The sequence below is a fragment of the Pseudoalteromonas sp. Z1A6 genome (assembly GCF_011378745.1).
In the GTDB taxonomy this organism is placed as follows: domain Bacteria; phylum Pseudomonadota; class Gammaproteobacteria; order Enterobacterales; family Alteromonadaceae; genus Pseudoalteromonas; species Pseudoalteromonas arctica.
On record NZ_WTKW01000071.1, the window covers coordinates 1 to 14,619 of the forward strand.

General features: G+C 38.9%; 14 protein-coding genes. 7 read left to right on the forward strand and 7 right to left on the reverse strand.

Going from position 1 to position 14,619, the window contains the following annotated elements:
* Window positions 1–60 precede the first annotated feature (60 nt).
* A complete protein-coding gene (locus GQR46_RS06650) occupies window positions 61–2,196 on the reverse strand; it encodes a M3 family metallopeptidase (protein ID WP_165740493.1) in 2,136 nt (711 codons plus the stop codon).
* Between the two features lie 209 nt (window positions 2,197–2,405).
* A complete protein-coding gene (locus tag GQR46_RS06655) occupies window positions 2,406–2,615 on the reverse strand; it encodes a hypothetical protein (protein ID WP_165740494.1) in 210 nt (69 codons plus the stop codon).
* Between the two features lie 200 nt (window positions 2,616–2,815).
* Here GQR46_RS06655 and GQR46_RS06660 point away from each other — a divergent pair, with 200 nt between their 5' ends.
* The 6 genes from GQR46_RS06660 (at window position 2,816) to yegD (ending at window position 9,800) form a co-directional block, all read left to right on the forward strand.
* Entirely contained in the window at window positions 2,816–3,676 is an 861-nt protein-coding gene (locus GQR46_RS06660) for a mechanosensitive ion channel domain-containing protein (protein WP_165740496.1), read from the forward strand.
* A gap of 420 nt (window positions 3,677–4,096) precedes the next feature.
* Entirely contained in the window at window positions 4,097–6,361 is a 2,265-nt protein-coding gene (locus GQR46_RS06665; RefSeq protein ID WP_165740498.1) for a TonB-dependent receptor, read from the forward strand.
* Window positions 6,362–6,465: 104 nt separating this feature from the next.
* Entirely contained in the window at window positions 6,466–6,765 is a 300-nt protein-coding gene (locus tag GQR46_RS06670; RefSeq protein WP_101217785.1) for a hypothetical protein, read from the forward strand.
* A gap of 75 nt (window positions 6,766–6,840) precedes the next feature.
* Entirely contained in the window at window positions 6,841–7,497 is a 657-nt protein-coding gene (locus GQR46_RS06675; RefSeq protein WP_165740500.1) for an HAD family phosphatase, read from the forward strand.
* A gap of 33 nt (window positions 7,498–7,530) precedes the next feature.
* Window positions 7,531–8,373, forward strand: coding sequence for a DNA ligase (locus GQR46_RS06680; RefSeq protein ID WP_165740502.1), 843 nt, complete (start codon window positions 7,531–7,533; stop codon window positions 8,371–8,373).
* 62 nt (window positions 8,374–8,435) lie between these two features.
* Window positions 8,436–9,800 carry a molecular chaperone gene (yegD, locus tag GQR46_RS06685; protein WP_165729036.1) on the forward strand — a complete coding sequence of 455 codons (1,365 nt, stop codon included), beginning with the start codon at window positions 8,436–8,438 and terminating at the stop codon, window positions 9,798–9,800.
* A gap of 19 nt (window positions 9,801–9,819) precedes the next feature.
* On the opposite strand, the gene GQR46_RS06690 is transcribed toward yegD, so the two are convergent.
* The 3 genes from GQR46_RS06690 to GQR46_RS06700 form a co-directional block, all read right to left on the reverse strand.
* The gene (locus tag GQR46_RS06690) at window positions 9,820–10,284 is read right to left on the reverse strand and encodes a methylglyoxal synthase (protein WP_002958191.1); all 465 of its coding nucleotides are present in this window, start codon (window positions 10,282–10,284) and stop codon (window positions 9,820–9,822) included.
* A gap of 67 nt (window positions 10,285–10,351) precedes the next feature.
* The gene (locus tag GQR46_RS06695) at window positions 10,352–10,996 is read right to left on the reverse strand and encodes a LysE family translocator (protein ID WP_165729037.1); all 645 of its coding nucleotides are present in this window, start codon (window positions 10,994–10,996) and stop codon (window positions 10,352–10,354) included.
* Window positions 10,993–12,192: a multidrug effflux MFS transporter gene (locus GQR46_RS06700; protein ID WP_165729038.1), complete on the reverse strand. Its 1,200-nt coding sequence runs from the start codon at window positions 12,190–12,192 to the stop codon at window positions 10,993–10,995. The genes GQR46_RS06695 and GQR46_RS06700 overlap by 4 nt, the downstream gene beginning before the upstream one ends.
* Before the next feature lie 183 nt (window positions 12,193–12,375).
* Between GQR46_RS06700 and GQR46_RS06705 the strand changes: the two genes are divergently transcribed.
* A complete protein-coding gene (locus tag GQR46_RS06705) occupies window positions 12,376–12,849 on the forward strand; it encodes a hotdog fold domain-containing protein (protein WP_007581322.1) in 474 nt (157 codons plus the stop codon).
* 21 nt (window positions 12,850–12,870) lie between these two features.
* Here the strand turns inward: GQR46_RS06705 and GQR46_RS06710 are convergent, their stop codons facing one another.
* Together GQR46_RS06710 and GQR46_RS06715 are read right to left on the reverse strand one after the other, a co-directional pair.
* Window positions 12,871–13,353 (reverse strand): polymer-forming cytoskeletal protein, encoded by a 483-nt coding sequence (locus GQR46_RS06710; RefSeq protein WP_007581324.1) that lies wholly within the window; start codon window positions 13,351–13,353, stop codon window positions 12,871–12,873.
* The gene (locus GQR46_RS06715; protein WP_165740503.1) at window positions 13,343–14,506 is read right to left on the reverse strand and encodes a M23 family metallopeptidase; all 1,164 of its coding nucleotides are present in this window, start codon (window positions 14,504–14,506) and stop codon (window positions 13,343–13,345) included. The genes GQR46_RS06710 and GQR46_RS06715 overlap by 11 nt, the downstream gene beginning before the upstream one ends.
* Window positions 14,507–14,619 lie beyond the last annotated feature (113 nt).

Below are 14,619 nucleotides of genomic sequence, written 5' to 3' on the forward strand. Positions count from 1 at the left end.
GGCTTTTATAAAGTCTAAAATTAATGAACTACGTTACTAATTACTCAACTAAGTTATTAATTATTCAACCAAACCACGGCGCTTAAGTAATGCGTCGGTTGTTGGTTTTTGACCTCTAAACTCAATGTAGCTTTGCATTAAGTCGCGGCTGTTACCTTTTGATAGGATTTCTTTACGGAACTTATCACCATTTTTACGTGTTAAGCCGCCGTTATTTTCCATATGCGCAAATGCATCTGCTGCAAACACTTCAGTCCAAAGGTATGCGTAGTAACCCGCTGAATAACCACCTGCAAATGTGTGACTAAAGAAGTTTGATTTGTAACGCGGTGGAACAGGGTAGTAAGCAATGCCGTGTTTTTCTAACGCGTCTTGCTCAAATTTTTGAACGTCAGTAATCTTTTTATCAGAGCCAAATGAATGCCATTCCATATCAAGTAGTGCAGCGGCTAAATATTCAGTAGTGCCGTAACCTTGGTTGAATTTTTGCGATTCTAGTACTTTATCAAGTAAAGCTTGTGGAATTGGCTCACCTGTTTTGTAGTGCTTAGCGTAGTTAGCAAGTACTGTTGGTTCAATCATCCAGTCTTCGTTTGCTTGTGACGGAAATTCAACAAAGTCACGCGCCGTTGCAGTACCCGCTAGGCTTGGGTATTTAACATCTGAGAATAAGCCGTGCGCAGCATGACCAAACTCATGGAACATTGTAGACACTTCGTCAAATGTTAATAATGTAGGCTCGCCTGCAGCTGGCTTTGGAATATTTAACGCGTTGTAAATAACCGGTTTAGTACCTTTTAAGCCGCTTTCGCTAACGTATGCACTCATCCATGCACCGCCACGTTTACCTTCACGTGCGTATGGGTCTAAGTAAAATAAACCAATAGCACTGCCATCAGCGTTAAATACTTCGTACGCTGTTACATCTTCATGATAAACAGGTAGGTCTTTACGTTCTTTAAACGTAATACCGTAAAGTTTGTTCATCGCGAAGAATAGACCGTCGTGAATAACCGATTGCATTTCAAAGTATGGTTTAACTAATGCTGGATCTAAGTTGTACTTTTCTGCACGTACTTTTTCAGCATAAAAAGTCCAATCCCACGGTTTAAGCTCAAAGCTCTCGCCTGAATCGTTAATCACTTTTTGAATTGCTGCAGCTTCAATTTTAGCTTTTTCAACTGCTTTTGGTGCTAGGTCATCAAGGATGCCGTAAACGTTTTCAGTTGTTTGTGCCATACGCGACGTCATTACATAAGAAGCCCAATCTTTGTAGCCTAAAAGCTCTGCTTTTTGAGCGCGTAGGTTGGTTTCTTTAATAATGATAGGGCCGTTAGTTTTTGCTGCACGGTTTGCAGAGGCTTTAAAAATACGCTCACGTAGGTCACGGTTTTCAAGGCTTGATAAAATTGGTTGTTGCGTTGTATTTACCAAAGTGATCATGTAGCCGTCTTTGCCCGCCTTTTTAGCCGAAGCTGCAAGGCCTGCAATTTCACCTTCAGAAAGACCCGCTAATTTACTTTTATCTGTAACTACAATAACGTCTTCTTTAAACGATTTTAAAATGTTTTGTGAAAACGCAGTAGACAGCTGAGCTAGCTCTGAGTTAATTTCACGCATTTTAGCTTTTTCAGCGTCGTTTAATTTAGCACCTGCTTTTACAAACTGCTTGTAGTAAAAATCAACTAGGCGTTTATCTTCTGCGTTTAATTTATCTTGATTGTCGTAAATTGTTTGTACGCGCTTAAATAATTCACCGTTTAAGTAAATATCATCTGAGTGAGCAGATAATACAGGCGCCATTTTTTCATCAATACGCTGGTATTCAGCATCTGAAATTAAACCAGATAAGTTATAAAAAGCAGCTGATACGCGATTTAATAGCTCACCTGACAACTCCATTTTAACTAATGTGTTTTCAAATGTAGCAGGAGCAGGGTTGTTAGCAATAGCTTGTACTTGTGCTGTGTGCTGAGCGATACCTGCATCAAATGCAGCTTCGTAATCTTTTGTACCAAACTTATCAAATTCTGGTGCCATATATTGCAATGGGCTAGGCTTAAATAAAACATTGTTTGCGTTCATGTCTTGCACTTGTGCTGCGCCTTCTTTTGCCATGTTTTGTGTATCGTTAGATGAACAGGCAGATAATATTAAAGCACTAGCAATAGTAGTGGCGATCAGGGTTTTACGCATAATAACTCCATAGAAAGATTAGCCGGAATAGGCTTTGCGAGTCGAAAAACCTAGTTAACTTATCAAATTTTGGGGTTTATACAATAAAGTTTATCGGTATTAAGCGGGATTTGAACGCAAATTAGCTAATATTTAGCTTTAAGGGAGGTAAAAGTAGCTCTAAAAGTAAACACCTGAGCTACTTATATAGGTCGTAGATTCATAATTGCCTAGTTATATCCAAGTACAAATTTTCTCTCAGAGCCAAAACTGCTTGGTTGTTGTTGGCCAAACTCTTTGTTAATAGATGCCAGTGTTTGCTCTTGCTCTGCAAGAAGGCACAAAATTTTATTTCGATAATCTAGGCTGCTCTCAAATAAATGTAAGTCTACCTGTGGCTGCAAAGTTGCCAGCCTTTGATTTAAAGTTAGTTGTGACATAGTGATCTCCAATGCTTGTACACTATTTATATAGCACTCGGTGCAATAAAGAGTTAATAAATTGTTCATAAAAAGCATTTTGAACTTATTAACTTGGCGTTTTAGTTATATTATGACTGCTAAACTTACCCAACACTGAACCGCTTTTACTTTACAGTGATTTAAATTTAAAGCGCTCCTTTGCTTGTTTTGGAAAATAAATGACCTTAGAACACATAAACCAAATTCTTGCCTTTGTTGTATTTAGTTACAGCGATGTACACATTACCGTAGCAAAAATTATTCAAGTGCCTTTAATACTTTTTGCTATTTGGTTTATTGTTACACGCGTTGGCAAGCTAATAACAAAAACGTTATTGGCAAAAAAATTAAGCCAAGATGCCGTGCATTTATTCACACGTATCTACTTTATTTTAAGTATCGCAATTTTAATTTTTACATCCTTAGAGGTATTAAGCATACCGCTGACTGCATTTGCTTTTGTATCAGGTGCGATAGCTATTGGCGTAGGCTTTGGTGCGCAAAATATAATTAATAACTTCATTAGTGGCTGGATATTAATGTGGGAGAGACCAATACGTATTGGCGACTTTTTAGAAGTGGGCAATGCAAAAGGCGTGGTAGAGACGATTAATACACGCTCTACACGTATTCGCCGTAACGATGGCGTTCATATGCTTATCCCAAATAGTCAGTTATTGGAGAATACAGTAACAAATTGGACACTGATTGATGGTAATGCACGATCATCGGTAAGTGTAGGCGTTGCATACGGATCAGACGTGCTGCTGGTTAAAAAGTTAATTCAGCAAGTACTTGATGACCATGAGGCTATTTTGGCTAATCCAAAGTCGTCGGTGTTGTTTGATGACTTTGCAGATAGCTCACTGGTATTTAATGCTGTTTTTTGGGTGTGCGCCGAGTCAGAAACCATGCTTAGAAAAGTGCGCAGTGATATTCGATTTAATATTTACGCTGTATTTGAAGAGCATGATGTTGTTATTGCTTTCCCGCAGCGTGATATTCATATCGACGGTGAAATTGCAATTAAGCGCCCATAATCCAAATACAGTCACTATTGGAAGTCGCTCGCGTGCGACTTTTTATAAAAAAGTAGGTGTTTCTATTTTAGGTTAACATGTAAAACAATCCCTTCTTCCTACTCCATTTTATTAAATTCAATAAAGGACATATGTCCGCATTATTAGGGTTTTGCATCTAAATAGTGGTAAAAACACGTGATTTTGTAGTTAAATGTTGCAAAAAAGTTTCTGATTATGTCTGTATTTATGCAGTAAAATTGTCACACAATGGTATAATCTTCATCGTTCGTTCAGCCTTATAACATCGTTTTTGTACTCTCGGTAATAAGGTCCGCGCGCATGACGCAAGTCGCGAAAAATTGAACGAGCCCGCAATGAATACATTGCGCAACACAAAAAACCGTTGAACAAGAGTGCACAAAAAAGGTTAAACCCAACATGAAAGCAATGAAAAGATCTACGTTAGCTACCCTAATCAATGCAACGTTGTTCTCTGCAGTAGCAGGTACTTCATTTTCTTCTTTAGCTGCTGAAGAAAAAACAGCTAAAAAAAGTAATCAACTAGAAGTTATTCAAGTAACAGCTCGTAAACGTGTAGAAAACGCTCAAGAAGTACCTGTAGCTGTCTCTGCACTTCAAGGTGATAACCTTGATGCGTATAGCTCAGCTGGTATGGACATTCGTTTTTTAAATGCGAAAATTCCAAGTTTATCTATTGAATCTTCATTTGGTCGTTCATTCCCACGCTTTTACGTTCGTGGTTTAGGTAATACCGATTTCGATTTGAATGCATCACAACCAGTATCGCTTGTTGTTGATGAAGTAGTTCAAGAAAATGCAATTTTAAAAGGCTTCCCAGTATTTGATGTTGAACGCGTAGAAGTATTACGTGGACCACAGGGAACTTTATTTGGGCGTAATACGCCAGCTGGACTTGTTAAGTTTGACTCTGTTAAACCAAGCCAAGAATTTGATGGTTATGGCTCTGTTTCATACGGTAGCCGTGGCGCTGTAGACACAAGTGGTGCTGTAGGTGGTGCTTTAACTGACCGTTTATCTGCTCGTGTTTCATTATTATGGCAAGACAAAGACGATTACATTGATAACCAAGCTCCAGGCTTTGAAGCTAAAGACGAGCAAGGTGGTTACACTGAAAAAGCGGCACGCGTTCAGTTTTTATATGAAGGCGATGATTTTACTGCTTTATTAAACTATCACACACGTGACTTAGATGGCTCGCCAATTGCTTTTCGTGCAAACGTAATTAAAGCAGGTACTAATGAGCTAGTAGACAACTACGAAAGTGATGTTGTTTATCAAGATGCGGCATCTCGCTCTACTCAACAAGTAGAATCTGAAGGTGCAAGCTTAAAGCTTGAGTGGGAACTTAAAAACCACACAATCACTTCAATTTCTGCATGGGAAAGTGCTGAAATATATTCGCGTGCTGACATCGATGGTGGTTACGGCGCTTCATACACAGATGATATGGGGCCTGGTTTTATCCCTTTCTCTTCAGAAAGTGCTGATGGCATTCCAGATCACGACCAGTTGACGCAAGAACTACGCTTATCTAGTAACTTTGATGGCGATTTAAATTATCAAGTAGGTGTTTTTTACTTCGATGAAGAGCTAACTATTGAAAACTACAGCTACGATACATTCTCAACCCCCGATGCTGGTGTTTTAAATGGTTTTGTACGTCAACAACAAGATACAACTGCTTGGGCTGTATTTGGTTCTGTAGATTATACTTTTTCAGATGATTTAAAAGTAACAGCCGGCCTTCGCTATTCTGACGATGATAAAGATTTTGTAGCAGACCGTACACTTAGCCCAATTGGCGGTGGTGCATTACTAGTAGAGCGTGATGTTAGTGACGACCATGTTAGCTGGGACTTATCTGCAAATTATAAAGTAAACGATGATGTTAACTGGTATGGTCGTGTAGCAAATAGCTTCCGCGCTCCGAGTTTACAAGGCCGTATTTTGTTTGGTGATGAGGTAACTACAGCTGAGTCAGAAACGGTAACATCGTACGAAACAGGTATTAAATCAGACGTGCTAGACGGCCAAGGCCGTGTTAACGCTACGGTATTTTACTACACAATGGATGACCAGCAACTTACTGCTGTAGGTGGTGGTGCTAACTTTAACCGTTTAGTTAATGCTGATAAAACGACTGGCTATGGTTTTGAGTTAGATACGCAGTGGGTATTAAGCGATGAGTTTAATGCGACATTTAATTTAAGTTATAACAAAACTGAAATTAAAGATAAAAACTTAGCTGTGGCTGTTTGTGCACAGTGTACTGTAACTGACCCAATTAATGGTTCAGGACTTGCTGTGCTTGACGGCAATAGCTTACCGCATGCACCTGAGTGGATCTCTAACTTTACGCTTCGCTACACTAAAGAACTTGCCGATGGTAACTTCTTTGCTAGCGGTGATATTTCTTACCGTAGTAAAATCAATATGTTCCTTTACGAATCAGTAGAGTTTGAAGGTAAAGAGCTTATTGAAACAGGTTTGCGTACAGGTTACACATGGTCTGAAGGCGATTACGAATACGAAGTAGCCGCATTTGTTCGTAACTTATTTGATGAGCAACAAGTTATTGGTGCAGTAGACTTTAATAACAATACGGGTATTGTTAATGAAGAACGCTATGTTGGTGCTGAATTTAAAGTTAACTTTTTCTAAACGTTAACCTAAATTGTATTAATTTTGAAAGCCTGCCTTGTGCAGGCTTTTATGTTTTTATAAAGCTGGTAAAGTAGCGTTAATTAATTTAAAGAGATAAGAAAATGGCTGGATTTTGGAATTACCGTGTAATTTTTTGTGAAGCAACGAAAGACGAAGCAGCACAATATCAAATACACGAAGTAGAATATAACCTGAACGGTAAAGTGACTAACTGGTCAGAAACAGGCGCAGCCCCTTTTGGTACAACACTTGATGAGTTGAAAGATGACTCAGATCGTTTAAAAACAGCATTTGAAAAACCAGTACTTAAAGTTATGCGTAAAACACGTGGTTATGAGCTTGTTGATGTTGAAACAGGTGAAGAAGCAACGGGTGAGCCACCAGCTGGCTTAACGCAATAACAACAATTTAATAAAAGGTGCTTAAGGCGCCTTTTTTATTGTCAAAATTTGGCTTAGGTTAAATAAGGAATGAGGATGACATTAGAAGCAGTATTATTTGATATGGATGGCACATTAGTTGATTCAGAAAGCATGCACTTTGTATGTTGGAGTAAACTACTTAAGCCTTATGGTGTTAGTTATTTAGAAAGTGATTTTTGTCAGCGCTTTTCAGGACGACCCACTTTAGAAGCTGCAATCGAAATTAAGCAAGAGCATAACTTATCAGTAAGCGCACAGTTTTTAGCGGATGAAAAATACCGTTTATTTGGCGAATATGTAATAACACATTTACCACCACTGATGCCGTTTACTGAGCAAACGTTGAAAGCTGTAAAAGCGAGTGACTTAAAAATGGCGCTAGTAACGGGCAGTGCTAAAAGTGAAGCTATGCCAATACTTAAAGGTTTAGGATTTTATGAGCTGTTTGACACGGTGGTAACAAAAGACGATGTAACTAATCCTAAACCTGCTGGAGACCCATATTTACTGGCACTTAAGCAGATAAATATACAGGCAGGCAATGCAATTGCTGTCGAGGATACATTTACCGGTGTTACGGCGGCCAACAACGCTTTGTTACGTGTTGTAGCCATTGCCAATAGCCATACTAAAGATCACGACTTTAGCCAAGCTACCTATAAAATGAGTAACTTAGATGAGTTTTGGCAATGGGTGCAATCTCAACTATAGTTTAAGCCAACTTTTACTTGCTTGGATGCGCCAATGTTTACTATTAAATACCTGTTTTTAATTGTTGTTGTACTTTTTACGCAATGTATAAGTGCAGCACAACCCTCTGTTTTACTGGCTAAAGTATATAACGAAACTAAACATTACGATGTAAGTAAGTATTTAGTCAGTGAAAAATATGATGGCGTAAGAGCTATATGGACCGGCACGCAGTTTGTTACTCGCAAGGGCAATATTATTAATGCGCCGAGTTGGTTTACAGCGCCATTGCCAAATGTATGGCTTGATGGTGAGCTATGGACCAAGCGTGAGCACTTTTCTAAGCTTAGTGGCATAGTAAGAACTAAAAAACCTAATAATCATGATTGGCAAACTATTACTTATAAAGTATTTGATATGCCAGATGAAAATCTGCCTTTTAGCACTCGTTATAAAAACTATAATGAGCTTATTACTAGCCTAAACTCGCCGCACATTAGCGTTGTAGTTCAATATAGCTTTACTAATAATGAGCAGCTCACAGAGTATTTTGAAAACATAACTAAGCAGGGCGGCGAGGGCGTAATGCTTCATTTGGCCAGTGCTAAGCACAGCAATGGTCGAAGCAATGCATTACTAAAATTAAAACCTTACTTAGATGCAGAAGCGGTTGTGATTGCGCATTTACCAGGTAAAGGAAAATACCAAGGTATGTTAGGGGCATTAAGGGTAAAAACAGCACAAGGGCAGGTGTTTTCTATTGGTACTGGGTTTAGTGATGCAGAGCGCTCCACGGCGCCTGAGATAGGTAGCACTGTAACGTACCGATTTCATGGATTAACAAAAAACGGTTTACCGCGTTTTGCTAGTTTTTTACGAGTAAGAGATAGTTTATAACATTTATAATTTTTACAAAGTGTGCTAAATTGCGCGGCCTTTTTGGTAATGTATGGTGAAGTATGTTTGTAGGTTTTGATTACGGTAGTTCTAATTGTGCTATGGGTGTAATGAGCGAGGGTAATGTTCAATTAGTACCGCTAGAGCAAGGAAAACATTACTTACCGTCTACACTTTACACTCATCACAGTGCCTTGGTTGTTGACTTTGTTGCTAAGCACTTACATGGCACAGCCCATGAGCATGACTTTTTAACGCAGCGCCAAGCATTATTAAATACCTTACCTCGTATTAAGTCAGACCTTGATTTACAACCTTCAGATGAAACCCTATTTATTGGTCGTGAAGCGATTAGCGAGTACGTGCAGTTTCCTGAAGAAGGCTACTTTGTTAAGTCCCCTAAATCATTTTTTGGCGCAACAGGTTTAAAGCAAGGTCAAATTAACTTTTTTGAAGATATTGCAACCGCGATGATCTTAAAAATTAAGCAACGCGCTGAGCTCTCTCTAGGAAAAACACTTACACAAACAGTGATTGGTCGCCCAGTAAACTTTCAAGCTGTGGGTGGTGAGCAATCAAATCAACAAGCGGTCGGTATTTTAGAACGCGCTGCTAAACGCGCTGGTTTTAAAGACGTAGAGTTTTTATATGAGCCACTTGCTGCGGGTATCGATTACGAGAGTGATTTAACTCAGGATCAAAAAGTACTCGTTATTGATATTGGTGGTGGTACGAGTGACTGCTCGTTTGTACAAATGGGCCCGAGTTTTAGAGGAAATAGCCAGCGCGATGGCGATTTTTTATCTCACAGTGGTAAACGTGTTGGCGGAAACGATTTAGATATTGCTTTGAGCTTTCATGGTTTAATGCCGTTATTGGGTTTAGGCAGTACGTTTAAATCAGGTCTACCTTTGCCTAATCAAGCGTTTTGGCAAGCGTGTAAAATTAACGATGTAAACTTACAAAGCCAGTTTTATAGTGAAAGCCATACCCGAGAGCTAAATGCACAATTACGTGATGTAAGTGCACCTGATCTTTATAAGCGTTTAATACATTTACAGCAAAACAAGCAAGGTCATCAGTTAGTACAACAAGGTGAAGCGGCTAAAATAGCACTTTCATCAGCTAGTGCGTTTGATTGTGATTTAAGCTTTTTAGATAGTGGGCTGAATAAAAATGTATCGGTAAGCGATTTAGCTGTTGCCGTTGAGAGTAGTATTAGCCAAATAGTTACTTTAGCAAAACAAGCAATCAGCGACGCTGCGACCACGCCAGACATTATTTACTTAACAGGCGGTAGTGCACAGTCACCATTGATTAAAGCGGCTTTAAGTGAGCACTTAGGTAATATAAAAATGGTTAACGGGGACCACTTTGGTAGTGTAACTGCTGGCCTGACTAAATGGGCCAGCATGCTTTATAAATAACCTAGATTACAATTGAGGTTTAAAGATCTATTTGTCGGGTTGCGAGGTATTTTTCGTAATCTGGCAATGTACGTTCAAGCTCTACATCCATAAGCGGTGAGCTTAATAACATATCTGCACTTACCTCATTACACGCCACCGGAATATTCCAAACAGCGGCTAAACGCAGCAGTGCTTTAACATCAGGGTCATGAGGCTGTGATGCTAATGGGTCCCAAAAAAATATCAAAACATGTATCTCATGTTCAGCTATTTTAGCGCCAAGTTGTTGATCGCCGCCCATAGGACCACTTAAAAGCTGAACTACATCAAGTCCCGTGGTTTTTTGAATTAAATGCCCGGTAGTACCTGTGCCATATAAAGTGTGCTTACTTAGTATTTCTTTGTGCTTTTCACACCATAATTTTAATGCTGCTTTTTTACCGTCGTGGGCAACTAAAGCAATATTTTTTTGTGCGGGAAGAGATTGTGTTTTTTGTTCCATGCTGATTCTTTTTTATTAGTTAGCTTAAACTCTGGGTAATAAATCTCTTAACCAAAGTGCAGGTTAGTTAAAATAATAGATTGATAGCAAGGGCTATAAATACAATGCCGGTGATCCTATCAATCCAAAGTTGGCTATTTGGGTTACGTCTAAAAAACTGTGCAATTTTGTCGCCAAAATAAATATACGTGCAGTCAATCGGAAAAGCAAAAATAGGGTAAAGCAAGCCAAAAAAAGCGAGTTGAAAAGTAGCAGATGAAAGCGTTGGATCTACAAATTGCGGAATAAATGCAATAAAAAACAGCGCCACTTTAGGGTTTAGCACTTCAGTCATCATGGCTTGAAACATGACATTACTTTTTTTACTGGTACTTATATGCGGTTTATCGGTTTGCTTGCCTTCAGATATAGGCTCTGGCTGCTTTAGCGTGCCTTTAATCATCATAAACCCCAAATAACATAAGTATGCTGCGCCTGCATATTGCACTGCGGCATAGGCACTTGGGGAAGCTTTTAGGACTGCGCTTAGGCCTACAACAGCAAATAGAGTATGAATAACCCCACCTAATGCAAAACCAAAAGCACTTTGCATACCGGCGCTTCGACCATTAGCAAATGTTTGTGCCATCAAAAATGCATTTGATGGCCCAGGTGCTACAGCCATTAAAAAGCTGGCTAATAAAAACGAGACTAAAAAATCAGGATTGATCATTGAGCGCTTTTAGTTGGGTGTAAAGTATGAGCTTTTTTGCTCATTAAAATAAGCCAAAGCGGAACTAGCAATAATAAGTGAAAAGCAATTAACCACGGTGTACTTAACCCTAAATATTGGGTTAAAACAACGAGTATACTCGCGCCACTCATTTGCATAGCACCAAGTAATGCCGAGGCTGTGCCTGCTTGTTTAGGAAAGCTCGACAGAGCCATACCTGCAGCTGAGCCTAAACTTAGAGCAAAGCCTAATGCTGCAATTAAGATAGGTAACATAAGCGCAAATGCCGTTTCTATACTGCTAAGGGCTAGCATTAAAACGCCTGAAAAAACCAGTACACTCACACCGACACGCAAAGCACGTTGGCTATTTCGTTTAATGTACGTTGGTAAAATAAAACTAGCGACAATACTTATTACGGCATTTAACGTAAACCAAAAAGTAAAGTCGGCTACAGTGCCGCCTAAATGCGTAATAAGCCAGCCTGGAGCTAGCGTCACATAAACTAATATTGCCGACATTGAGACCATGCAAATTAGGCTATTAAACAAAAATACCGGTGTTTTTATAATAGGTGTAAAGCGACGTAAATCTAAAATATGCCCCTGATAATGGCTATCAGCAGGACGAGTTTCTCTAAAAAAGAATAGCGTAACAACAAGCCCTACAATGGCAAACGCGGTTAAAAACATAAAGTTCATACGCCAGCCAAATTGTACGGTAAGCCAAGCTCCTAAAATAGGTGCCATTGCCGGAATAAAGCACACAATTCCGTTAAGGTAAGTGATCATTTGTCCACTTCGTTCACTGCCATATTTGTCACGTACTATCGCAAATGCGACAACAAATGTGGCACAGGCTCCAAAACCTTGAAGGGCACGTGCAATCATCAATACTTCAAAAGAAGGCGAGTAATAGGCAAGTAATGCTGAGCCTGCATATAAACTTATACCCACTATAGCCACTGGCTTTCGGCCAAACCTATCGGCCAAAGGCCCCGCAATTAATTGGCCTAAACCTACTGTTAGCATAAAAATAGCAACGGTTTGCTGAACTTGTTGTTCTGTAACTGCAAATTGTTCTGCAATAGTAGGAAAAGCGGGTAAGTAAATATCGATTGCCATAGGGCAAAATATAACGAGTAACGCTAGGATAAGTAACAAAGTCATATTAGGTTTAGCGGGCTGTGTTTGCATTGAGTCTCCTTTTGCCGAGTATTTTAGGTGGGCACTCGTAAAAAAGAAAGGGCTTATGACCCCTGCATAGGTTGTCATTTTTATTTTTTGATTGGATTAAGCTAAAAAGGCAGTGTAAATGCACTTTTTAAAACTGGTCTGATGTGTTAATTTGAAAAAAGTAACTGTTGATGGAAAATAATAATGAGTAATAAATCTGCACTTGTACAAACATGGCATAAATTTAAGCGCCTACCTTTTGGGAATTGGCTTTTTACTAAAGCTGTTTGCTTTAAAGCGCCATATTTTGGTTCAATGAAACCTTACGTGCTCGACCTTCGAGAAGGGCATTGTAGTGCGTTGGTTAAAAATCGTCGCAGCGTTCATAATCATATTGGAACTATTCATGCTATTGCGCAGTGTAACTTAGCTGAATTGTGTGCAGGTGTAATGGTTGATGCAACAGTGCCAGTTAAAACGCATCGTTGGATCCCAAAAGGCATGACAGTTAGGTATTTGGCTAAAGTAGATACAGATGTAAGAGCAGTCGCTGAAATTGATTTACCGCATAAGTGGATTGATAAAGAAGACTTAGTAGTACCGGTTAAACTGTATAATACCCGCAATGAGCTTGTTTTCACTGCAGATATTACAATGTATATTACTGAAAAAAGGTAGCTTACGTTAAGCTGATTCTACTTAGTTTTTATCAGCGGCTTGTTTATTTACAAACGATAAGTCGCTGCCATCTTCCTTCAACAATGCTTTAACTTCTTTTGCGGGTTTAAGCTCTTTCGAAATTAGTTCAGGCTCTTCTTTTTCAAAGCGTTGCTTTAAACTGCCTTCAATTACTGCACCTGCATCAATACTCAATGTATCGTGAAACACATCGCCATGAACATGAGCGCCACTTTGTACCTTTACTTCACTAGCATTAATTGACCCAATAACTTTGCCTTTAACAATAACGCTTTTAGCTTCAACAATACCTTCAACAACACCCGTTGAGCCAATAACTAAATGCTCCACTTTTATATCGCCATCAATACGGCCATCAAGCTGTACTTCACCTTGGCTAACTAAAGTGCCTGTAAGGCGTACGTCTTCAGAAATAATAGACGGCGTGTGATTCACTCTTTTTAAATTAGAGCTAACTGTTTTTTGTTTTTTTCTACCAAACACGAGAAAGCGCCTTTGTTATTTTTAGAGGATTGACTTGTTTATCATTAAGTAATACTTCGTAGTGTAAATGAGTACCTGTACTTCTGCCGGTACTGCCCATTAGGCCGATTACATCATGTTTAGTGATTGATTGACCTTTCTTTACTTTAATTTTATTTAAGTGTCCAAATCGAGTTACTAAGCCATTTTTATGTTCAAGCTCAATAAAGTTACCATAACCACCATTACGACCGGCACGAAGCACTACAGCGTCTGCTGGGGCAAATATCTCGGTTTTATGCCAACCTGCTAAATCAATCCCTTTATGAAAAGCATGATTACTATTCATAGGATCTTTTCTAAGGCCAAAATTACTCGAAATATAGTATTTAGCTTTAGCTAAAGGCAGGGTGTTTGGTAGCTCAGTTAAAAAGTTTTCTAAATTATTTAATATTAATAACTTATCAACGATGGCTAAAAAGTGGCTTGGAATTTTTGTTTCGTTAAATGTATCAAGTGGGCCACCTTGTGCGGTTGTTTGGGCGCTTAATATTAGGTGTTGCTCAAGCGCAGACTCAATTCCTGCGCCTTTGACCATAGCTAAAATAGCTTGGTGACGTTCGCTAATTTGGTTATCTAAAAAGTTAAAGCTTTGCTCATAATGTTTATCCAAATTAGCAATTCTTGCTGCGAATGTGATTGGAGTTATTAACTGAGCCTGTATATCTTTTAGGTTTTCATCGACTAATGGTTCGTGAAATTCATTGCTGTTTTCATTGATTGGTACGTCAAGTTCTGTATCAAGCTTAATGACATCTTTGCTAATTGAAGCGGGAAGGGATTCTATCATGCTTTGCAGTAGTGCCTGCTTTTGTTCAAGCACTGCAAGTTGTTCTAACTGTGTTGCTTGAAGAGCTTGCTGTTCACTGACTTTTTGTTGCCAAAGTGTTTGCTCGTTTATTTGACTTTGTTCTATGTCAGAAATTTTATTTGTTTGTGTGTAAACACGAAAGCTAGAAATACTCAGCCAAGTGAAAGTGACTAAAATAAGCAATGCTACAAGAAGTTGAAACCAAGAGGCTAAAACAACATGCTTAACTTCGCCATTTTGACGAATAAGTAGCTGTCGAGCTGGGAAAAATTTATGATAAAAAGACTTTATAAATACTGACATGGCATATAAACACTGGCTATTAACCGAATTAAGATAGCAATTTGAGTTAAAAAAGCTAGAAAAAAATTGTAACTGTTCAAAAATTAATAAAAAAGGGCTGCTTTTAACAAGCG